Source organism: Flavobacterium sp. NLM (genome assembly GCF_002210235.1).
Taxonomy (GTDB): domain Bacteria; phylum Bacteroidota; class Bacteroidia; order Flavobacteriales; family Flavobacteriaceae; genus Flavobacterium; species Flavobacterium panici.
This window is the reverse complement of the sequence record NZ_LIAC01000007.1, coordinates 310,297-330,665: the sequence shown is the minus strand read 5'-3', so window position 1 is coordinate 330,665 and position 20,369 is coordinate 310,297. Positions and strand designations below refer to the sequence as shown.

The 20,369-nt window shown below is 33.3% G+C and carries 23 protein-coding genes; 15 read left to right on the top strand and 8 right to left on the bottom strand.

Annotated elements, in window-relative coordinates; all coding sequences use genetic code 11:
* Window positions 1-256 precede the first annotated feature (256 nt).
* Window positions 257-1,237: an aldo/keto reductase gene (locus APR43_RS11125; RefSeq protein WP_053472343.1), complete on the bottom strand. Its 981-nt coding sequence runs from the start codon at window positions 1,235-1,237 to the stop codon at window positions 257-259.
* Window positions 1,238-1,417: 180 nt separating this feature from the next.
* Between APR43_RS11125 and APR43_RS11120 the strand changes: the two genes are divergently transcribed.
* Window positions 1,418-2,311, top strand: coding sequence for a helix-turn-helix domain-containing protein (locus APR43_RS11120; RefSeq protein ID WP_053472344.1), 894 nt, complete (start codon window positions 1,418-1,420; stop codon window positions 2,309-2,311).
* A 4-nt stretch (window positions 2,312-2,315) separates the two neighbouring features.
* A complete protein-coding gene (locus APR43_RS11115; RefSeq protein WP_053472345.1) occupies window positions 2,316-3,887 on the top strand; it encodes a Na+/H+ antiporter in 1,572 nt (523 codons plus the stop codon).
* A 68-nt stretch (window positions 3,888-3,955) separates the two neighbouring features.
* Here the strand turns inward: APR43_RS11115 and APR43_RS11110 are convergent, their stop codons facing one another.
* Window positions 3,956-4,927, bottom strand: coding sequence for an alpha/beta fold hydrolase (locus APR43_RS11110; protein ID WP_082356432.1), 972 nt, complete (start codon window positions 4,925-4,927; stop codon window positions 3,956-3,958).
* 59 nt (window positions 4,928-4,986) lie between these two features.
* Here APR43_RS11110 and APR43_RS11105 point away from each other — a divergent pair, with 59 nt between their 5' ends.
* The 5 genes from APR43_RS11105 (at window position 4,987) to APR43_RS11085 (ending at window position 9,247) form a co-directional block, all read left to right on the top strand.
* Entirely contained in the window at window positions 4,987-5,889 is a 903-nt protein-coding gene (locus APR43_RS11105; RefSeq protein ID WP_235992008.1) for a LysR family transcriptional regulator, read from the top strand.
* 230 nt (window positions 5,890-6,119) lie between these two features.
* The gene (locus tag APR43_RS11100) at window positions 6,120-7,586 is read left to right on the top strand and encodes a glycoside hydrolase family 130 protein (protein WP_053472346.1); all 1,467 of its coding nucleotides are present in this window, start codon (window positions 6,120-6,122) and stop codon (window positions 7,584-7,586) included.
* 77 nt (window positions 7,587-7,663) lie between these two features.
* Window positions 7,664-8,239 carry a Crp/Fnr family transcriptional regulator gene (locus APR43_RS11095; RefSeq protein WP_053472347.1) on the top strand — a complete coding sequence of 192 codons (576 nt, stop codon included), beginning with the start codon at window positions 7,664-7,666 and terminating at the stop codon, window positions 8,237-8,239.
* A gap of 52 nt (window positions 8,240-8,291) precedes the next feature.
* A complete protein-coding gene (locus APR43_RS11090; protein WP_053472348.1) occupies window positions 8,292-8,702 on the top strand; it encodes a tautomerase family protein in 411 nt (136 codons plus the stop codon).
* On the top strand, window positions 8,699-9,247 hold the full coding sequence (locus APR43_RS11085; RefSeq protein ID WP_053472349.1) for a nuclear transport factor 2 family protein: 549 nt from the start codon (window positions 8,699-8,701) through the stop codon (window positions 9,245-9,247). The genes APR43_RS11090 and APR43_RS11085 overlap by 4 nt, the downstream gene beginning before the upstream one ends.
* 73 nt (window positions 9,248-9,320) lie before the next feature.
* Here APR43_RS11085 and APR43_RS11080 read toward each other — a convergent pair whose 3' ends face one another.
* Window positions 9,321-9,989 carry an SDR family NAD(P)-dependent oxidoreductase gene (locus APR43_RS11080; RefSeq protein ID WP_053472350.1) on the bottom strand — a complete coding sequence of 223 codons (669 nt, stop codon included), beginning with the start codon at window positions 9,987-9,989 and terminating at the stop codon, window positions 9,321-9,323.
* A gap of 17 nt (window positions 9,990-10,006) precedes the next feature.
* The gene (locus APR43_RS11075) at window positions 10,007-10,456 is read right to left on the bottom strand and encodes an ester cyclase (protein WP_053472351.1); all 450 of its coding nucleotides are present in this window, start codon (window positions 10,454-10,456) and stop codon (window positions 10,007-10,009) included.
* A gap of 163 nt (window positions 10,457-10,619) precedes the next feature.
* On the opposite strand from APR43_RS11075, the gene APR43_RS11070 reads away from it, so the two are divergent.
* Entirely contained in the window at window positions 10,620-10,988 is a 369-nt protein-coding gene (locus APR43_RS11070; protein ID WP_053472352.1) for a winged helix-turn-helix transcriptional regulator, read from the top strand.
* Window positions 10,989-11,002: 14 nt separating this feature from the next.
* Here APR43_RS11070 and APR43_RS11065 read toward each other — a convergent pair whose 3' ends face one another.
* Complete coding sequence (locus tag APR43_RS11065; protein ID WP_053472353.1) at window positions 11,003-11,779, bottom strand: TIGR03915 family putative DNA repair protein; 777 nt, start codon at window positions 11,777-11,779, stop codon at window positions 11,003-11,005.
* A 5-nt stretch (window positions 11,780-11,784) separates the two neighbouring features.
* Complete coding sequence (locus APR43_RS11060; RefSeq protein WP_053472354.1) at window positions 11,785-13,044, bottom strand: putative DNA modification/repair radical SAM protein; 1,260 nt, start codon at window positions 13,042-13,044, stop codon at window positions 11,785-11,787.
* Between the two features lie 346 nt (window positions 13,045-13,390).
* Between APR43_RS11060 and APR43_RS11055 the strand changes: the two genes are divergently transcribed.
* The 4 genes from APR43_RS11055 (at window position 13,391) to APR43_RS11040 (ending at window position 15,888) form a co-directional block, all read left to right on the top strand.
* Window positions 13,391-13,633, top strand: coding sequence for a hypothetical protein (locus APR43_RS11055; protein ID WP_053472355.1), 243 nt, complete (start codon window positions 13,391-13,393; stop codon window positions 13,631-13,633).
* A gap of 268 nt (window positions 13,634-13,901) precedes the next feature.
* Window positions 13,902-14,789 (top strand): DUF4145 domain-containing protein, encoded by an 888-nt coding sequence (locus APR43_RS11050; RefSeq protein ID WP_053472356.1) that lies wholly within the window; start codon window positions 13,902-13,904, stop codon window positions 14,787-14,789.
* Window positions 14,790-14,840: 51 nt separating this feature from the next.
* The gene (locus APR43_RS11045) at window positions 14,841-15,293 is read left to right on the top strand and encodes a hypothetical protein (RefSeq protein ID WP_053472357.1); all 453 of its coding nucleotides are present in this window, start codon (window positions 14,841-14,843) and stop codon (window positions 15,291-15,293) included.
* 370 nt (window positions 15,294-15,663) lie between these two features.
* A complete protein-coding gene (locus APR43_RS11040) occupies window positions 15,664-15,888 on the top strand; it encodes a hypothetical protein (RefSeq protein WP_053472358.1) in 225 nt (74 codons plus the stop codon).
* A 209-nt stretch (window positions 15,889-16,097) separates the two neighbouring features.
* Here APR43_RS11040 and APR43_RS11035 read toward each other — a convergent pair whose 3' ends face one another.
* Window positions 16,098-16,700 (bottom strand): nucleosidase, encoded by a 603-nt coding sequence (locus APR43_RS11035; protein WP_053472359.1) that lies wholly within the window; start codon window positions 16,698-16,700, stop codon window positions 16,098-16,100.
* A gap of 172 nt (window positions 16,701-16,872) precedes the next feature.
* Here APR43_RS11035 and APR43_RS11030 point away from each other — a divergent pair, with 172 nt between their 5' ends.
* From APR43_RS11030 to APR43_RS11020, 3 genes are all read left to right on the top strand, one after another.
* A complete protein-coding gene (locus APR43_RS11030; RefSeq protein WP_053472360.1) occupies window positions 16,873-17,436 on the top strand; it encodes a DUF6642 family protein in 564 nt (187 codons plus the stop codon).
* Between the two features lie 2 nt (window positions 17,437-17,438).
* The gene (locus APR43_RS11025) at window positions 17,439-18,359 is read left to right on the top strand and encodes an AraC family transcriptional regulator (protein ID WP_053472361.1); all 921 of its coding nucleotides are present in this window, start codon (window positions 17,439-17,441) and stop codon (window positions 18,357-18,359) included.
* A 71-nt stretch (window positions 18,360-18,430) separates the two neighbouring features.
* Window positions 18,431-18,631 carry a hypothetical protein gene (locus APR43_RS11020; RefSeq protein ID WP_053472362.1) on the top strand — a complete coding sequence of 67 codons (201 nt, stop codon included), beginning with the start codon at window positions 18,431-18,433 and terminating at the stop codon, window positions 18,629-18,631.
* Between the two features lie 172 nt (window positions 18,632-18,803).
* Here the strand turns inward: APR43_RS11020 and APR43_RS11015 are convergent, their stop codons facing one another.
* The gene (locus APR43_RS11015) at window positions 18,804-20,366 is read right to left on the bottom strand and encodes a DUF5123 domain-containing protein (protein ID WP_240514946.1); all 1,563 of its coding nucleotides are present in this window, start codon (window positions 20,364-20,366) and stop codon (window positions 18,804-18,806) included.
* Window positions 20,367-20,369: the final 3 nt, after the last annotated feature.

The window sequence follows — 20,369 nt, the reverse complement described above, 5'->3', positions numbered from 1 at the left end:
AACAATATAATTTTTCTACCGATGAAATGTTCTTACAGAACAAATAAACATGTAACATAAAAAGAGGCTGTCTCAACTTTTGAGACAGCCTCTTTTTATGTTAGATTATTAAAAAATGATGCTAATTCAAACGTTCCTACGGAACGCAAGCCATGATAACGATATAATCTTCTACCTATGAAATGTTCCTACGGAACAAGAAATATATAAAATAAAAAGGGCTGTCTCAAAAGTTGAGACAGCCCTTTTTCAAAGATTATTTCCCTACCGTTTGCTGAAATTGAGCGGGATAACGATCTCCCTTAATTGTAGTTTGAGCAAAAGCATCATCGATATTTTTAACATCTTCTGCAGATAAATGAATTGAAGCGCCGCCGATGTTTTCTGTTAATCGGTGTGATTTTGTTGTTCCCGGAATTGGAGCAATCCATGGTTTTTGAGCCAAAAGCCAGCCTAATGCAATTTGTGCAGGAGTTGCTTGTTTTTGAGAAGCAATTGCAGACAATAAATCAACTAATTTTTGATTGGCTTTTCTGTTTTCTTCACTAAAGCGAGGTAAATTATTTCTAAAATCCGTCGCTTCAAAACTGGTACTTTCAGTAATTGCTCCAGTTAAAAATCCTCTTCCCAATGGGCTAAACGGCACAAAACCAATTCCTAATTCTTCTAATACCGGTAAAACTTCTAACTCCGGTTCTCTCCACCAAATAGAATATTCACTTTGCAAAGCAGATACCGGCTGAACCGCATGCGCTTTTCTTATTGATGCTGCGCCCGCTTCAGACATTCCAAAGTATTTTACTTTTCCTTCCTGAATCAAATCTTTAACCGTTCCGGCAACATCTTCAATTGGCACATTTTGATCTACTCTATGCTGGTAAAACAAATCAATAACATCCGTTTTTAAACGTCTTAAAGATTCTTCTGCAACAGCCCTGATATTTTCTGGTCGGCTGTCTTGTCCGTTGAATGCTTGTCCGCCTTTAAAACCAAATTTGGTTGCAATAACAACATCTTTTCGAAACGGAGCCAGAGCCTCTCCTACCAACTCTTCATTGGCAATACCATAAGCTTCGGCAGTATCAAAAAAATTAATTCCCTGTTCGTATGCTTCTCTAATTAATTTTATTCCTTGTTCTTTATCTAACGCTGTACCATAAGCAAAACTCAATCCCATACAGCCCAATCCTAATGCAGAAACCTCTAATCCTTGTGTTCCTAATATTCTCTTTTCCATAATTTTATTTATATAAAAGTTTATTGTTATTTTTAACAGTACAAATTTCCTTCAATAAAACCAGTCGTATATAATACAGATTACTGCTATTATTACCATTTTTACTGATTTGAATAATCACGCTAAGTTATTAAGAATCTGAATAGTATATTTGTGTAGATATTTTTTTTCAAATACATCATGGACCAATTAAAACTCGAACAAGTTACACAGTATAATCAGTTAAAAGGTGTTGAAACGCAGCATCCTTTAATTAGTGTTTTTGATAATTCTAATAGTAACGCATTACCTAATAATACGCGCCTGCATTTTGGTTTTTATGCGGTATTTTTAAAAGCCGGTCATTGCGGTGAATTAAAATACGGACGTAATAATTATGATTACGATGATGGTACAATGGTTTTTGTAGCACCCGGACAAGTACTTGAAGTTAATAATACAGATAATTATAAATCGACAGGCTTAACACTACTTTTTCATCCTGATTTGATAAAAGGAACTGCACTGGCTAAAAATATAAATCAATATTCGTTTTTTTCTTATGATTCGCACGAAGCGCTTCATTTATCTTTAAAAGAACAGCAGATCATAAAAGATTTATTCAGTAAATTAGACTACGAATTAAGCCAGTCTATTGATAAACACAGTAAAAATATTATAAGCAATACAATTGATCTGCTTTTAAATCATTGCGTGCGTTTTTATGACAGACAATTTATAACTCGCGAAAACATCAATTCTGATATTTTATCAAAGTTTGAAAATTTGTTAAACGATTATTTTCAATCAGAAATGGCACAAGATTCCGGTTTGCCTTCTGTTGGCTATTTTGCAGATCATTTACATCTTTCTCCTAATTATTTTGGAGATTTAATCAAAAAAGAAACAGGAAAATCAGCGCAGGAACACATTCATCTTAAGTTGATAAATCTGGCCAAAGAACGAATTTTTGATGCAGAAAAATCAGTTAGTCAGATTGCCTCAGAATTAGGGTTTAAATATCCGCAGCATTTTAATCGAATGTTTAAAAAGAATACCGGTTACACACCAATTGAATATAGAAATCTAAACTAAACGAATGCTGGACGACTTTCCATTTTACCTCGGTCTTTTAATTATCATTTTGCTGCTCATTATGCTGGGCAATAAAATAAAAGTAGCTTATCCTGTACTTTTAGTATTGGCGGGATTGGTGATCAGTTTTATTCCGGGCATTCCCGTTATAAACATTGAGCCGGAACTTATCTTTTTTATTTTCCTTCCGCCTTTATTATATGAAGCAGCGTGGACAATTTCATGGAAAGAGTTGTGGCGCTGGCGACGCATTATTACAAGTTTTGCTTTTATTGTCGTTTTTATCTCGGCACTTTCAGTTGCGTTAGTGGCTAATTATATTATTCCCGGATTTTCATTGGCTTTAGGTTTTGTTTTAGGCGGAATTGTTTCGCCGCCGGATGCCGTAAGTGCCGGAGCGATTTTAAAATTTGTTAAAGTTCCCAAAACCATTTCGTCCATATTAGAAGGCGAAAGTTTATTGAATGACGCATCTTCCCTTATTATTTTCAGATTTGCGATGATTGCCGTAGCGACCGAGCAGTTTATATTTTACAAAGCAGCAATAAGTTTTAGCTGGATGATTTTTGGCGGCGTTGCCATTGGTTTATTAATTGGCTGGCTTTTTATGAAAGCGCATAAATATTTGCCAACAGATGCTAATGCTGATATTGTGCTGTCCTTATTAACGCCTTATATTATTTATCTCGCTGCCGAAGAAGTCCATAGTTCCGGAGTATTGGCGGTTGTAAGTTGCGGATTGCTTTTGTCTAATAACCGACATCGTTTTTTGAGCAGCAGATCGCGGATACAAGGTGTAAATGTCTGGGAAAGTTTATGCTTTATTTTAAACGGATTGGTCTTTATGCTGATTGGGTTAGATTTACCCCAAATTACAAAAGGACTTGAAGGCGTAAGCCTTTTAACGGCAATTGTATATGGCGTATTAATTACGCTTGTTTTGATTGTAAGCCGAATGATATCATCTTACGGTGCGGTAATTGTCACTTTAATTGCCCGAAATTTTATCACAGTTGCAGACAGAAGGCATCCCGGTTATAAAACGCCTTTTATTTTGGGCTGGACTGGAATGCGCGGCGTGGTTTCATTAGCAGCAGCATTATCTATTCCCGTTTATTTAAATAATGGCAACGGATTTCCGCAACGAAATCTTATATTATTTATCACTTTTATTGTGATTCTTTTGACATTATTAATTCAGGGATTAACACTTCCTTATTTTATTAAAAAAATTAAACTGCCTAATATCTACGATGTACCACGTGAAGAAGCTTATCATCAAATACGACAAGAATTAGCTGAATTTGCTTTACACTATTTAAAGACAAATTATGACGGTCAGGTAGAAAATAATACTTCATTGCAGCATCTTATTCAAAAATGGGAACAGCATATTAAAGGAATCGACGATGAATCGATAAGTCAGGATCTTAAACATATTTATCTCGATTTATTAAATCAGCAAAGACAATGGCTCATCAACAGAAATAAAGAAGATCAGACTTTAGATGAATCTATTATTCGCAGACAAATGCATTATCTGGATATTGAAGAAGAAAAATTGAGATATCTTTAGATTTAACCATAAAAAAACAGCCTCGAATTGGGCTGTTTTTTTATTAAGACTGAAAAGTTGTTTTCGTCTTATTTAGGAAGTTTAGCAAGAAATTTTAAAATATCATTTCCTATTTCGTTTACGTGTGTTTCAAGTGCAAAATGTCCGGTATCATAAAATTTTACCTCAGCATTTGGGCTGTCTTTTTTATACGCTTTTGCTCCGGCTGGTAAAAAGTAAGGATCTTTATCTCCCCAAACAGCCAGTATCATTGGTTTTTTGGTTCTAAAATATTCCTGAAATTTTGGGTAAAGCGCCACATTCGTTCTGTAATCTTTTACAAGATCAAGCTGAATTTCAATATTTCCCGGACGATCTAAAAAGTGCTGATCCAGTGTATAAGTTTCGGGAGCTATCAGGCTTTTATCAGCTACTCCGTGAAAGTACTGAAATTGGGTAACTTCTTTAGAAACAAAAATATTAAGTGCGTCGCGATTCGCTTGAGTTGGCTCTTTCCAATATTTCTGAATTGGATTCCATTCGCTGCTTAAACCTTCTTCATAAGCATTTCCGTTTTGGGATATAATCCCTGTAATTTTTTCCGGATTTGCCAAAGCAAGTCTAAAACCAGTTGGCGCTCCGTAATCAAATACATAAATCGCAAAACGTTTTAAACCAAGCTGATCGATAAAGCCCTGCATCGTTTTAGCCAAATTATCAAAAGTGTAAGCAAACTGTGTATGATCTGGCGCATCAGAATAACCAAATCCAGGTAAATCTGGAGCAATCACACGGTATTTTTTACTTAAAATAGGAATCAGGTTTCTGTACATATGCGATGAAGTTGGATATCCATGAAGCAATAGTACAACTGGAGCATCTTTTGGCCCAGCTTCACGATAAAAAATATTCAGTCCGTCTACCTTTATGGTATTAAAATGTGTGGTCTGAATTTCAGTATTACTTTTTGCTGCAAAAGATTTTTCTTGTGCATTTGCATCTATTCCGGATAGCGCTGTTAAGGTTAATATTAGCGCTGCAGATTTAATTGTGTTTTTCATATTTTCAATTGTTTGATACAAATTTACTTTGTATTTTTGATATCTAAATATGATATGTTATGATCATATTAATCACTAATAATGATACAATGAATAGCAATGATCTTAAAATATTTGAAGCTGCCGCAACACTCGGAAGCTTTACAAAAGCTGCAGAAGCTACTTTTACTGTACAATCGAATGTTACGGCACGCATAAAAAGTCTGGAAGAAGAATTTGAAACCGAACTTTTCAAAAGAGTTTCCCGAAAGGTTGTACTTACGGAAGCCGGCGAAACATTATTAAAATATGCGAAGAAAATAGGAAACCTATTAAATGATGCAAAAAATGATATTCAGAATTCAGATCAAATTGGAGGAACGGTACGCATTGGCTGTATTGAAACCACGATGGCATTAAAAGCACCTGATATTATTAATAATTTTAGCGAAATTTATCCGGCGGTTGAACTTGAGTTTCATTCGGCGGCATTATCAACACTTGTTCACGATGTATTAAATTATAAACTGGATGCCGCATTTGTTATAGCGCCTATAAATATTCCAGAACTGGAACAAGTAGTTGTGCGCAACGAAAAGCTTCTTATACTTTCTCCACCGGGAACAAATAAATTAGAAGATATTCTTAAAGAAGATCCTTTAAAAATTGTAGTTTTTGAAAAAGGCTGTGTTTTTAGGTCCCGACTTGAAACCTGGTTAAGCTCAAAAGGAATCACACGTTACAAAAGCACCGTACTTAATTCTATTGAAGGAATTATCAATTTTGTTGAAGCAGGTTTAGGAATCAGCATTCTTCCCGAAGAAGTAATTAACACCTATTACAGCGGCAGAAATATAAAAACTTTTCCGGTAAGCAAGGAGTTAAATACGATGACAACTTTATTAATTTATCGAAATGAAGAGCTCCATTCTAAAGCCCTAAATGCTTTTATTGAACAATACAGAGAACCTGCAGCAGTTTAAACTTTGATCCTTGACTTCCTTTTAAAATAAATAGAGAAGGAAATACAGCCAAATAGTTCATAAAAAAGTTTTTTTTAGTGACCAAAATCATTAACTTGTTATAGAATTAGAACTAATACCCCCTTATTTATGAGGTTTATTTCTAAAATTTTTCAAAACAAATTATACACGAAGTAATCATTCTAACATTAGAAAACACAATTACTCATTGTGCTAAAAAACCAAAAACTATGCGAGTATCAGTAGTCCGAAAAAGTATAAAATTCACCCCAGATTCCAGAAGAGTTGTTGCCCGATATTTTATGAATGGTTATGAGCGAACCCAGCAAATGGTGCTTCGGATTATGACATTGGATGAAAAACAAGTATTGGAAACTTTAGAGCAGACTCTTCGTGAATTTGCCAGACGCCATCGCAATATTTCGGCTATATTTTTTAGACACTGCGAAAAAATAAGGCCTATTATCGAATCCATGCAAGTCGATTATGAAGCGATGTCTTTGAATCGAAAAATGCTTATTGGTTCTTATTGCACTATGGAATATGCGATTGAATCTGCTGCTATTTTTAATCCCTCAATTGTAGAAGATTTTGATCAGTCGGGTCTCGAAGTTGGCGAAAAACGAGTTATTATTTCTTTTCGTGCTACGGGCGAAGGGCATATTTCATCTATTGTTTTTAGAAGAGGAATTCTGGACAGAGACAACAATCTTCAGATCATGAAAATTGGTCATCATATTGATAAGGCCGAAATTGAACATAAAACTTTATTCAATAAAGAGCGATTTTTGACCAAGCTGATCGAAATGCATACGCAGGACAAATACATCGATCAAATTATGCAGGGTTTACCGGATGAATTTGAGTTTGCTGTCCTTAAAAGTTTATTAACCACAGCATTGGGCGATCCGTTGATTCGCCAGGAAAGAAGAGTTGCTCTTGAAGAAATTCTTTGGCTGGCCAATTCGTTTTACGATTTGCAATTCAAACACGATTCTGATATTACGGAGCGTGTTATTTTCCCAATATCCGATTCTGAAAGCCGCGGAATTGAAGACGCACGTTTTGTTCGTTTTACCGATGACGATGACTCTGTTCGTGTAATGGCAACTTATACTGCCTATAATGGTCACGCTATTTTACCAAAACTAATTTCTACAGAAGATTTTTATTCTTTTAGAGTAATGCCTTTACACGGAGAAGGCGCCCAAAATAAAAACCTCGCTTTGTTTCCAAGAAAAATAAAAGGAAAATATGCGATGCTTGCCCGAATTGATGGTGTAAACAATTACATTATGTATTCGAACCGCGCAACGCAATGGAACAATCCCGTTTTATTACAGCAGCCGCGTTATACCTGGGAACTTACCCAAATAGGAAATTGCGGTTCTCCGCTTTGGACCGAGGAAGGCTGGCTTGTTATTACACACGGTGTTGGTACAATGCGTCGTTACTGCATTGGCGCGTCGTTATTTGATCTTGATGATCCGTCAAAAGAAATTGGAAGACTTAGCGAACCGTTACTTTCTCCATTAGAAGATGAACGTGAAGGTTATGTTCCAAATGTGGTGTATTCCTGCGGGGCAATTATTCACAATAATAGTTTGATATTACCGTATGCTGTTTCTGATTATTCATCTACTTATGGTGTGGTTGATATGGTGGAATTGTTGGATGCTTTGAAGAAGAGTAAGTAAAAAATTTATCTTTTATTCAATCAGTACTAAAGTGAGATTACGTTATCTTTACCTAGATTATTGTACATCAATTAGTAATGGAATCACTACGCGCTATTTTTACCGAAACATTAGGATTGAGTTCCGATCATTTTGAAGAATTCTTAAAAGAATTACATCTTAAAACACTGAAGAAAAAAGAACATTTAATTCAGGAAGGTTCTGTTTGCGATTTTATTGCTATCGTAATTTCGGGAACCTTGAGATCGTATGTGCAAAATAATGACGGAGAATTCAATAATGATTTTTATCTCGAAAATAGTTTTGCAAGTGCGTACACGAGTTTTTTAACGCAAATGCCAACAAACTGTAATATAGAAGCTTTAACCGATGTTGAATTATATTACATCACGCATAAGCAGTTTCATTCGTTGATCGAAAAAGACACTAATTACTTAAAACTTGCCAAATATATATCTGATAATTATTTCATCAGAAAATGTAAAAGAGAAACTTCTTTCCTAAAAAATTCTGCTGCCGAAAGATTAGAAATGATCCGAAAGCTTTATCCTGAAATTGAGCAGAAAGTACCGCAATATCACATTGCCTCCTATTTAGGAATTAAGCCGGAATCTTTAAGCCGAATAAAACTCTTAACATACATCAATAAATAAGTCTGTTGTTATAATGAGCTTTGTACTTCATTAATTATTAAATATTTGAAGTATGCCTATTATAAATTTAAAAGTCAGCGGCGAAGAAGACGCTGCTTTAGCAAAAGAATTAGCGGTAATTATTAGCGGCCTTACCAAAAAGGTGCTGAATAAAAAACCCGAAGTTACGGTTGTAACGGTTTCATTTGTTCCAGAAAATTTTTGGTTTATTAATTCTGAATCGCTGGAAGATTTACAAACAAAAAGTTTTCATCTTACAATTAAAATTTCTGATTCTACCAATCTAAAAAACGATAAAGCCAATTATATCGATGCTGTTCACGAAGCATTGACACTTCGATTAGGTGGAATTCATCCGGTAAGTTATACGGCAATCGAAGAAATGAAGGCTGATGCGTACGGTTATGAAGGATTAACTATTGAATACAAACTGATTCATAATCGTATAAAATTAGAGAAATGAAATATATAAAACCATTGATTTTGGGCTGTTTGATTTTCATTCAAAATACAAATGCACAGCAAAAAACAGATAACAAAAAAGAAATAAATGTCATTATAGAAAAGTACAGCGAAAGTGTGATTAAAAGAGATTCCATTGCGTTTTACGATTTATTTAATGACGGAACTGTGACCTGGTGCGCCGCGCTTATGGATAAATCACAAAATAAAGAAATAAAAACAAACGGAAAAGAAAAAGCCCGATCGAATTATTTTTCCGGGACTTATAAAGGTTTTATGAGAAGTTTATTCCGTCATCAATCTACCGAAGATAAGTTTGACAACATTCATATTATTGAAGATGGAACTGTCGCCGCCGTAACAATGGATTATAGTTTTTGGGCAGATAATAAAATGACCAATTTTGGCGGTAAATATTTAACGTTAATAAAAAGAGACGGTAAATGGAAAATTACCAGCGTCATTTATTCCTTAGAGCTTACTTCTTATTTTAAACAGCCTTCGCTTATAGACAGAAAAAAAGAGAAGAAATTACAATTATTATAAACCTTGAATCAGAAAAACAAAACCCTTAAACATTGATTTGTTTAAGGGTTTTATAGTTTAAAATTCAGAATAATTAATCTAAACCAGGAATGGTAATATCCCAAAATTTACCTGATGCTGTGTTTAAAAGAATAGCATTATAAATTCCGTCTGCAGAATCTTCTGTAGTAAATGGCGCTTGGTTTCCGCCTAATTTAGTTTGAACCCAGCCCGGATGAATTGGCGTAACAATAATTTCTTTATCAATTACTCTGGTTGCCAGCATTGCCGCATACATATTAATGGCATTTTTTGACAATCGATAAGCTGTTCCATTTGGAGCTGCATTTTTCAATAATCCCATACTGCTTGAAATAAAAGTAATTTTTCCGCCCGTTTTAATATTTTTTAATAACGACTCTGTAAAGAAAATTACACTCGTCACATTTGTATTAATGGTTTCGGTAAAGGAATCAAAATCAGGTTGATTTGAAAAAGCATCGGGAGCAATCCCGGCATTATTTACCAGTAAATCAATATCTGTCGTAATGGCTAAAATTTCACTAATAGCGTTCTCTCTACTTTCCTGATTGGTAGCTTCTAATGGAATCACTTTTAAATTCGAATGCGAAAATTCATCTAACTTTCCAGATCTTGTTGTTCCTATTACATTATAATTTTCGTTTAGTAATTTTTTTGTCAAGGCTAAACCTATTCCACTGCTTATTCCTGTTATTACAGCTGTTTTATATAATTTGTTCATTTCGTTTTTATCTTAAATTAATTATTGGGTTTAAATCCGCCGCTTTGCATTAGTAAACCAAACCAGTCTTCTAAATGCCAGGTATGTGTTATTTTTCCATCTTTTAAATAATGAAATTCATGTATTGCGACAGACACTTTTTTGTCCGTTGCCGGTATGCCAATCAATTCTTTATTGTGTGTAAATACAATTTCAGCTCTTACCGCCGCACGTTCATGCGTTCCGAAGATTTCTAAAATATTGATTTCGATATCGGGAAAATCAGTTGTAAAACCTTTAATAATATCTTGTAAACCTTTTGGGCCTGCTGCCTGATTGGGCAAAAGCGGCATATCTTTCCAGTCCGGCGTACAGATTTCATCTAATAATTCAGGTTGTTTTGTTCCCCAAATTGCATAAAAGGTTTTAATCGATTCTATTTCGGATCTTGTTAATCCTTTCACCATTTCTTCTTTATTTGTCTCCATAATTTTTCATGTTTTTCAGTCGTTTTTTCTGCAGAAAAATGGCTCATTATTATTTCTTAACTACTTTTGTTTCCAATAGTTCTACAAATAAACTATCAATAGTTTATATTTGCAACTAATGCAGTTTGATTTAAGAAAAATTGCGGTAACTAAAAAGTAACTTATGGCACGAAAACTCCTTGAGAATAAAGATTCTTGTTCAATGCTTCACACAATAAATATAATTGGCACTAAATGGAAGCCGCTTATCCTGTATTTACTGGCTAATAAAAGCGTACGTTTTGGAAAACTCCTTTTCTTTATGGAAGGTGTTTCGAGAAAAGTATTAACCGATCAGCTTCGTGAACTTGAAGAGGATGGTTTTATTTTGAGACAGAAATTTGGAGAAGTACCGCCAAGAGTAGAATATTCCTTAACAGAAAAAGGAAAATCTTTTCTTCCGGTTTTAAAACAAATGTGCGACTGGACGATTCAATGGAATCCGGAAATTTCGTTTATGGATTGTAAAATAGTTTTGCCTTTAGAAGATTAAATTCGCCCAAATTATTATCTTTTTAAATTCGGGATTTTCTCTGTCAAATTCTTCCAATAACGTTTTGGCATGTGCTGTAAATGCAGTTTCGTATTTTTTCTCGATTCGATATTAACGCTGCTAAAATAACGACGCCAGAGATTCTGAAAAAACTCCTCATCGTCGTCACATATTTCGGCTAAAAATTTAGAGGAATTGGAATCAGCAGTAAACTCTAATTGTACCGATGTTGTATTTTCGAGATCGTAATAAATGCCGTATTTGCGTTTGGCATCATAAATTAACCAACGCTGATCGGCATAACGGTTTTTAAAATGTCTTTCTATCAAAGGCAAAACATCGCAGTCTGGTTCTACGATTGCGTAATACAAATTGTCTTTGGTCAATTTAAACCGAACAAAAGCTTCCATCCGGTGGCTTTCTCTTCCGGTTAAATGAGCGGCTTTTCTAACTTCTAAAACTGGTGAATTAGATAAATCACCTTCCACATTTATGGAACTTGAAAAAATATATTTTACGTATTGAAATAAGGTTTCGTCAATTTTATCATTTTCAGATAAAAATGCTCTGTAAATATTGGCAAAACCTTCTTTTGACAACTTTTGTTTTAATCCGTTTAAAACCCGTTTTGCTTTTACTAAATCTGTTGCTACCAAATGTTTATTCGAAAAAAGCAAAGCATTTGAAACTTCGCTTTTAGCAAAAACCACATCTTCGAGTTTAAGTTCGTAGATTTCAAATACAGCCGAAAGCCAGCCTTCAAAAGTACTATCGTAAATTATTTGTGTCATTGGGTTTAAAATAAAGAAAGCTGATTTGAAAAATCGTTTTTGTATTTACTTTTCTGCGTATTTAAAATATGATCTTTTATTTGGATGGAAGTCAAATCCCGCTGCAATTGAAAAGGCGAAGCAAAAGCCAAAAAATATTTTGACCTGCTGTAGGCGATTCCTAATTTTTGTAAATCTTCGGGCTGCAATCTTTTAAATTTTCTGGCGGCGACAATCTTATAAGCACTTCTAACTCCGATTCCGGGAATTCGGAGAATTAATTCTAAATCGGCAGTATTGATATCAACCGGAAATTGGTTTAAGTTTCGCAAAGCCCAGCCCAGTTTTGGGTCAATATCCAAATCCAGATTCGGCTGATCGAAACCTACAATTTCATTTACATTAAATCCGTAAAATCGAATTAACCAATCGGCCTGATACAACCTATTTTCCCGAATCATAGGAACTGGTGTCCCAATTGCAGGAAGCCGATTGTCGTAACTTATGGGCACATATCCCGAATAATAAACGCGTTTCATGTTCATTTGTTCGTAGAAATAATTCGCCATTCCTAGAATTTCCATGTCATTTTCTCTGGTTGCGCCAATAACCATTTGTGTACTTTGACCCGCCGGAGCAAAAAGCGGTGCTTTGTAGTTTAGCTTTTTTTCTTCTTTATGACCAACAATTTCATTTTTCAGATATTCCATTGGCTTGATCACATCGATATGATTTTTATCTGGGGCTAGTAATTTAAGACTTTGTTCTGTTGGCATTTCTACATTTACGCTTAAACGATCGGCATAAAGTCCTGCCTCTTTTAGTAATTCGTCGCTCGCACCCGGAATCGCTTTTAAATGAATATATCCATTAAAGTTTTCTTCTAACCGAAGTTTCTTTACGATTCTCACCAAACGTTCCATTGTATAATCGGGATTATCAAAAATACCCGAACTCAAAAACAAACCTTCAATATAATTTCTTCGGTAAAAACCAATGGTCAAATCCACCACTTCCTGCACGGTGAAAGCGGCCCGTTTTACATCATTGCTTTTTCTGCTCACACAATACGCACAATCGAAAATACAATGATTGGTCAGTAAAATTTTAAGCAGCGAAACACAGCGTCCGTCTTCGGTATACGCATGACAAATTCCCTTTCCCAATGCATCGCCAAGTCCTTTGCCTTTATTTTCCCGTTTGCTGCCGCTGGACGAACACGAAACATCATATTTTGCTGCATCGGCTAAAATTGCCAATTTCTCCATCACTCTTTCGTGTACCATTTTGACCTTTTTTATTTGTTTTTGGAATAAAATTTTATCAATTCAAAATTAGGGATTTGGCATTGAGAAGGGTCGGGAATTAATGTTCTAAATTGTATCAAATTTTCAAGCTAAAATCAACAATAACAAAGCTTTTCTTAATAATTATCTCACTCAGGATAAAATAGTTAAAGTTTAAAAACAGGTATAAATACGTGGTTCAAAATTTTTGAATATTTATACATTGCGCTAACAGTTTAGAAAGTTTTTTTAGCCCCCTTTAAAATTATTTTTCAATTCTTTTTTTGATAAAATGGAGACTACTGTATTAGCGAATAAAATTTAAGAAATAAAAAAAGCTAAAGCAATGAATTTTGAAAAAGGACAAGATGTATCCTACACAACTTTAAGCGGGAGATCTTACAGGGCTATTGTATTAGAAAGAAAATTAGATTTTAAAAAGGGACTTATCAAAAAATCTGCAATGAAAGAAATGACTTTTCATTATTTGATTGAAGTCTATAGAAATGATCTTAGGGAACAAATTCTTTGTACAGAGGATCAGATTAAGCTTTTAGAGCAAAAGGTATGTGTGCAGAAAGCGGCTTAAACGCTTTTTACTAAAATGAAATTTTCATTTCCTCCTTCATCATTTCTACCTTTCTTATTTTTTGGAATAAATTTTTATCATTTCAAAATTAGGATTTTGATTGAGAGACAAGGTTAGGATTTTTTATTCTTGATTCTATTAAAATTGTTTTAAGATTATACTGATTTAGGCTTATTTAGTTTTAAAATCAGGTATTTATACTTAGTATTTATTTTATAATTATGTTGATGTTTGTCTTTTAGTTAAAGTAATTTTTAAGAAAAAAATTATGGAAGAAAAACATTTCTGCAGAACATGTAAAGGATTACGAAATCACAAAGAACTTCATACAAAAAAATTAAGAAGCGAAGACGATGATGATTTTTTTATTTGGTTTGAACAATACTCAATAATTGAGTGCTTAGGATGCGAAACAATTTCATTTTTAAAAATTTATGGAGATACCGAAATGGTTGATTATGATGAACATGGTAGTCCTGAATATTATTATGATAAAATGATCTTTCCTCCATATTTATCAAAAGGAAGAGAACTTGAATTACAAAATTTTATTCCTGAAAATATAAGAGGTATTTATATTGAGACCATATCTGCTTTCAAGGCGGATTTGTCCATTTTAACTGCTGGAGGTTTAAGAGCAATAATAGAAGCTTTATGTAATCACTTAAAAATAAAAAACGACAACTTATCTGTCCGAATTGACTTATTGCACAAAAAAGGGCATCTAACATTAAGTGAATCTAAAAGATTGCATTCCATAAGATTTATGGGAAATGATGCATTACATGAAATTGTAAAACCAAATAAAGATCATTTATTCTTATTATTAGAAATCATCAATCACTTGTTAGCAAATTTGTTTATTAACGATAAGATAATTAAAGGTAAAGTCGAAACTTTAATTGATAATTATGATGAGTTTTTAAGGCTGTTAAAAACAAAAATTACTGTTGAAATAGTTGAAAAAAAATTAACTCTTTTAGAAGTTTTGGGCAAATCAAAAAAACTTCTTTCTAAAGAAAATATACTTGAATATGAAAAAAAGTTTATTGACGAAATAAATGATTCTAAATACGATTTTATTAAATCAGAAAATGAAGATGGCATAAATTATTATGAGATTATAAAAGTACCATCCGTATCATATATTTTTTAATTGTACAAAAATAAATTTAAAGTGTTTTTTATTTAAAAAGATTAATTATTTATGGCTACACGAAACGCTATTGAGGCTTTTAAATTTTCTTATGATGACTTAAGTTCATTTAATTTAAAAAAGGTTACTAGAGAAGATCTAGGTTCTGGAGCATTTGTTGAAGTTAAACCGATAATTGATAAATTTTCTAAAATAGTTTTAAGAATTATTCCATATTTAGAATTATTAGACGAAACATCAATTATAGAGTTCTCTCAGATTTTTGAAGAAACAAGTTCTGTTTTAAAAGACATAATTAAATATGACGACAGCACTTTTTTAGCCCAAAAAATTCAATTGAAAGCGAAATTTGAAGAGATAAATAATAGATTTATTACTGTCTGGTCAAAAATCGTCGGAATGATTCATGAACTTGAGAATGAAAATCAAAAATCAAGTATTGAACGAGAGTATTCCGAACTTATAAAGCAAACGGAGGAAGATTCTGAAGAAATTAAAAAATAGATTAATTAATGAAGTTGATGACTTTGAAAAAAGATATACCCCAACATTTCAAAAAGCTGAAATAACAGAACAAGTAACTGTTTTTAATGAACAAGCTGAAAAATTTTTAAAAAATTCCGCTAATTGGATTAAAGCAATCATCTTTACTATAATAGCACTTATAATTACAATTATAATAATTTTTAAATCATTTTGTTTTGAATTAAATTGTTTTAGCAATATTAAAGATTTAGATTACAATAAAGTTTGCGAGGATTGTAATCGCCTAATTTTGTACTTAGAAATATTTAAAGCTGTAATATTTCGCTTATTTATCATATCCTCACTTTTATATATTTTAAATTTTTGTGTAAAAAATTATAATGCATCTATGCATAATTATACTGTGAATAAACATAAAGCTAATTCTTTAGATGCATCAATAAGATTGTTGGAAAGATTATATTCTGAAAAAGCTAAAGATGAAGTTTTAACAAATGCAGCAAACGCCATTTTCTCACATCAACCAACAGGTTATAGTAATAAAGATCCTGAAAACTTACAATCAACAATAACAGAAAAAGTATTTGAAAAAATCAATCCCCTTGATAAATAAAATAATACATATTAAAAGAGAAAATTCTATACATATCCAAAAACCACGTTAAAATCCGAATCAAATAACATTTTTGCATATAAAATATATTTACCAAAAGCTTCAACCTATTTCAAACATTCGTAAGATTCAAAGTTATTTGTAATAAACTAAATCAAAGAATCAACAACTTTTTATTTTTAAAAAGACTAACAAACTTTAATTTAAAACTACACTAAAACCTCTTCATTATTCAATCCTAAAATCTTACCGTAAGCTACGGCAGCTTTATGAACCTGAACAAACCAGTCTTCAGCAGCATTATCATCGGCACCATCAGAAATGTATTTAAGACATAAAAACGGGATGTTCTCTTTCATTGCGATCATGGCTAAAACATAGCCTTCCATATCTACAACATTGTAGGCATCAGAGCAATGTCCCATTTCAAAATTATCGCCTGTTCCGCAAATACCTTCTTTCAGGTTATCCATTTTCAAACCGTATTCCAAGACTGTAGGCAGCCCCGACAATGGCGTTTCATATTGTGCGTAACCTAATCCCTGAACATCCATGTCTCTTTGTACAAATTTAGTACAACAGATAACGTCTCCTTTTTGAAAAAAGCTGCTTCCCGCAGATCCTAAATTAACTATTAATGAAGGTTTTTTATTCTGAATAGCTTTAGACAATTCATATGCTGCATTAACTTTTCCAATCCCAGTAATCAATGTATTGTAATTTTTAAAAACTTCTGCCGCTTCTGCTTCAAGAGCAAAAGAGAATAATATATCGTCGATGGAAAAAGATTGGTTTTGATTAATTTGGATCATGGATAATTTGAGTTTTTAGTCCGCAAAAATACGTTTAAAAAAGTTTTTCTATTTAAGATATTTCTTCTAATTCTAAAAAACACGTTAAAATCCCAATCAAATAACAGTTTTTCCATTTAAAAAAATATATTTGTCAAAAGCAGTTTTCCTTAGAACCGAAAAGACATTTTGTATGGATAATGAAAAATTTATTTTCTGCCTCGAAGGCGTACAGGACGTAGATACCGTTACGACTACTGATGTGGTTAAAAATCTGGAAGAAATTGCTATTGACCAGGGAATTGCAAGTATTTATAAAGCCTGCGATACGATTGAAGGTTTAGAAGAAAGTTTGAATACGCTGCTTTATGACGATCATAATTTTAAAGATTATGAAATCATTTATCTTGTAATGCCGGGACAGGAAAACAACATTTGTCTTCATGATTATTACTACAGCCTCGAAGAAATAGCCGAACTTTTTGAGGGAAAAATGAAAGGAAAGATTATTCATTTTGCCAATAAAAAAAGACTGGACCTCAACGACGAAGAAGCGCAATATTTTCTGGACATTACCGGAGCGCGCGCCATTTCGGGTTACGGATCTACTTATAATAAAATTGCCAGCTGCAGTACAATCGACAAAGCGTTTTTTAGTTTGTATCAGGAAAACGACGACCTAACAGAAGTGGTAGAAGATTTGTACCAAAAACATTATGCGCTTTGCAAATTACTTGATTTTAGATTGTATTATTAAGTATGAGCGCCAAAACAACCGAAAAAATAAAAACGTATAATCCTTCAAGGTTTCGGGAGAAATTTCTGGGAGAGGACAATCCTATCCATTTGCTTTTCAAATCAAATTCTGATCATTTTTTCTGTTTGGAGATTGAGGAAATCATGCAGATGCAATATCCGGTTCCGCCTTCTAAACATTCTTGTCATACTTTAATTTTTATTACCTCTGGTCAGCATGTTATGAAATTAGGTTATCAGGAATACATTACTACCGATAACGAAATGATTATGGTTCCGGCGGGTCAGATTTTCTCTCTTGATAATGTAAACAGTATACACAAAGGTTTTATCTGCCAGTTTCATCCTGATATTTTAATTGGGAAATACGGCAGCCGTGAAATGCTTAATGAATTTGATTTCATAAAAATTTCTGGTAATCCGAAAGTTGCTTTTGCCAGCAAAGATGTTCCTGATATTACCGCTATTTTGAATCGGTTGCAAAAAGAATATTCAGAAACGGAGAGTGCGAATTTGAATATTGTGCAATCCTATTTGATTGCTTTGTTTTATGAAATGAATAAAAATTTGGTTAAGAGTACTAAAAGTATTTCGGCCGCAGAGATTATTACAAATAAGTTCAAAGAACTGATTCACGAGCATATTAAAACCAATCATTTTGTTCATTATTATGCTTCGCTCCTAAATGTCACGCCAAACCATTTGAATAAATCTGTTCGAACGGTTACCGGAAAATCGACAGCAAAATGGATTGACGAGACCATATTGCTTGAAGCTAAATACCTGTTGTTTCAAACTACGCTTTCTGTAAGTGAAATCGCAATACAAGTGGGACTTGAAGACCAATCGTACTTTAGTCGGTTTTTCAAAAAAAATGAAGGAATTAGTCCTATTCAATATCGAAAAATGATTGATAAATCCTAATTATTGATTATTGCATCCTAATAAATAACAATACATTTTTCTGAAATTTGCATCTCAAAAAAATGCATATTATGATTTATGTTTTTAAAACTTCTGTTGACAATCGATCCAAGTTTGAGTCGGCTTCTGCCCTGCTTCAGGAATTACTGCCAAATACGTTATGGAATTTTGATCTTGAGGACTGCGATAATATTTTAAGAATCGACAGCGAACTTGATATTCCTAATTTAATTCAAAACAATGGCATTTTTGATTGTATCGAATTAGAATAAAATCATGTTCATTGAATAAGTTTTCAGTCGCAGTTTTCAGTCTACATTTGTGTGTAATTGGCACGCGGATTTTCACAGGTTTGAACGAATCTAAATAGATTTATTTTATAAAAAAAGGGATGCTGTTTTGCATCCCTTTTAAACCAATGAAAAAAAGAAAAAAAATGAATTATTAATCCAACCAACGTGGATCTCCAATTTGATTGTCGATCAGGGTTTGATTTTTTACTGTAAAGTCGCCGCTTGCTGCATTTACAAACTGTGGGTCTGCACTAGTTCCTGATGCATCGATTTTATTTAAAGGAATCGCTGCATCCATAAAACCTGGAGCATTGTAATAATAGGTTTTACTAAATACTGGCTGCTCAGTATTAGCCTGATTGGTATAAATAGCGCTTGTTCCCGCTATCAAAGTATTTTTTACTGTTGAAGCATTATCTAAAAATCTAACATATAAAATTCTTTTTGGAGCTGCTAAATTTGATACATTATACAAGGTACATTTATCAATCATACTATTAGTTACTAAACCTGTACCGGATAAGTTAGCTGCCGCATCTGCTCTAATAAAATCACGAGATGCAGAGCAACTGTCGAATGTACTGTTTTTAAGCACTATGCTTGCAATGTAGGTATTTCTGAAATCGATAAAATCAGCACCAATATTTGTATTTACATTTTTAACAATACTGTTATCAACCGTAAATGATGTCACTTTTGCATTTGTTACGTTAGCAGAAATTAAAGCACGAGTATAATCATGAACATTACTTTTACTGATTAAAATATCTCCATAAGTTGATGCAGCTCCGCTGATTGCTATTACAGCTGCATTGTTTAACCCTGTTCCATTCAAATCTAAATCTACTAAAGAAAGATTTGTAACTCCCGGATTGACTGTAAACTTGACATTCAGTTTTGGTTTATCACCTGTTTTAAATCCTCTTATAATAAGTGATTTATTTAAGATTATTTCTCCAGTTGTACTAAAAGTTCCCGGCATTAATAATAATCTTGAACCAGCAGGTGCGGCTGCAATACTTGCTGCTAAATCATCTCCCGGATTCACTACAATTCCATTTGTAATATCGATTCCGGTTGTAAAAGTGGCAGTTCCTCTTGTTTTCGTTCCGTTTAATAATGTTGCTGTATAAGCTGTTTCACCAGTTAGTCCGTTTACGATTGCAGCTCCAGCCGTTTTTTCTGCAGGCGTTATCGTATGAATGATATTGCCCGGAGCAACAGAAATTTGTGTAACGTTACTATTTGGTGTCCATCTCAAAGTAACAAATTTAGCATCGATATCAGCATCCTGAACCGGAAAGAAAATTTGTTCTGAAAGCGTAGTTGCTGTTACCACAGACCATTTTGAGTCTTCTAATCCTGTTGAACCAACTGCTTTTACTCTAATTGAATAAACGGTTTCACCCTCTAATGCAACCTGAATTGGCAATTGCTCGGGTGTAACGTTAATGGTTTTAAAAATCGTTTTAAAGTCCGGGTCATCTGCACTAAATTCAACTACATAATGATCTGGATTTTCCTCTTCTTTTACAGTCCAGTTTAACTCAACTGTAGTCTGGTTTCTAACTTTTGCTGTTAATCCAATTGGAGAAAATTCCCTGCTTGCATTTATGCTGTCTATAACTTCTTCGTTATAACTTTCACAGCCCGAAATAACAGCTGTCAATACGATTGAAGCTATTAATCCTTTTATTATATATTTTGTTTTCATAAA

Excerpts from the sequence above, each read along its gene's own strand:
- APR43_RS11060 (WP_053472354.1), bottom strand. The coding sequence starts at position 13,044 with ATGGTACACGAAAGAGTGATGGAGAAATTGGCAATTTTAGCCGATGCA.
- APR43_RS11110 (WP_082356432.1), bottom strand. The coding sequence starts at position 4,927 with ATGAAAAACACAATTAAATCTGCAGCGCTAATATTAACCTTAACAGCG.
- APR43_RS11045 (WP_053472357.1), top strand. The coding sequence starts at position 14,841 with ATGGCTACACGAAACGCTATTGAGGCTTTTAAATTTTCTTATGATGAC.
- APR43_RS11100 (WP_053472346.1), top strand. The coding sequence starts at position 6,120 with ATGCGAGTATCAGTAGTCCGAAAAAGTATAAAATTCACCCCAGATTCC.
- APR43_RS11040 (WP_053472358.1), top strand. The coding sequence starts at position 15,664 with ATGCATAATTATACTGTGAATAAACATAAAGCTAATTCTTTAGATGCA.
- APR43_RS11030 (WP_053472360.1), top strand. The coding sequence starts at position 16,873 with ATGGATAATGAAAAATTTATTTTCTGCCTCGAAGGCGTACAGGACGTA.
- APR43_RS11125 (WP_053472343.1), bottom strand. The coding sequence starts at position 1,237 with ATGGAAAAGAGAATATTAGGAACACAAGGATTAGAGGTTTCTGCATTA.
- APR43_RS11070 (WP_053472352.1), top strand. The coding sequence starts at position 10,620 with ATGGCACGAAAACTCCTTGAGAATAAAGATTCTTGTTCAATGCTTCAC.
- APR43_RS11050 (WP_053472356.1), top strand. The coding sequence starts at position 13,902 with ATGGAAGAAAAACATTTCTGCAGAACATGTAAAGGATTACGAAATCAC.
- APR43_RS11075 (WP_053472351.1), bottom strand. The coding sequence starts at position 10,456 with ATGGAGACAAATAAAGAAGAAATGGTGAAAGGATTAACAAGATCCGAA.
- APR43_RS11085 (WP_053472349.1), top strand. The coding sequence starts at position 8,699 with ATGAAATATATAAAACCATTGATTTTGGGCTGTTTGATTTTCATTCAA.
- APR43_RS11020 (WP_053472362.1), top strand. The coding sequence starts at position 18,431 with ATGATTTATGTTTTTAAAACTTCTGTTGACAATCGATCCAAGTTTGAG.
- APR43_RS11105 (WP_235992008.1), top strand. The coding sequence starts at position 4,987 with ATGATCATATTAATCACTAATAATGATACAATGAATAGCAATGATCTT.
- APR43_RS11095 (WP_053472347.1), top strand. The coding sequence starts at position 7,664 with ATGGAATCACTACGCGCTATTTTTACCGAAACATTAGGATTGAGTTCC.
- APR43_RS11055 (WP_053472355.1), top strand. The coding sequence starts at position 13,391 with ATGAATTTTGAAAAAGGACAAGATGTATCCTACACAACTTTAAGCGGG.
- APR43_RS11025 (WP_053472361.1), top strand. The coding sequence starts at position 17,439 with ATGAGCGCCAAAACAACCGAAAAAATAAAAACGTATAATCCTTCAAGG.
- APR43_RS11015 (WP_240514946.1), bottom strand. The coding sequence starts at position 20,366 with ATGAAAACAAAATATATAATAAAAGGATTAATAGCTTCAATCGTATTG.
- APR43_RS11065 (WP_053472353.1), bottom strand. The coding sequence starts at position 11,779 with ATGACACAAATAATTTACGATAGTACTTTTGAAGGCTGGCTTTCGGCT.
- APR43_RS11120 (WP_053472344.1), top strand. The coding sequence starts at position 1,418 with ATGGACCAATTAAAACTCGAACAAGTTACACAGTATAATCAGTTAAAA.
- APR43_RS11080 (WP_053472350.1), bottom strand. The coding sequence starts at position 9,989 with ATGAACAAATTATATAAAACAGCTGTAATAACAGGAATAAGCAGTGGA.
- APR43_RS11115 (WP_053472345.1), top strand. The coding sequence starts at position 2,316 with ATGCTGGACGACTTTCCATTTTACCTCGGTCTTTTAATTATCATTTTG.
- APR43_RS11090 (WP_053472348.1), top strand. The coding sequence starts at position 8,292 with ATGCCTATTATAAATTTAAAAGTCAGCGGCGAAGAAGACGCTGCTTTA.
- APR43_RS11035 (WP_053472359.1), bottom strand. The coding sequence starts at position 16,700 with ATGATCCAAATTAATCAAAACCAATCTTTTTCCATCGACGATATATTA.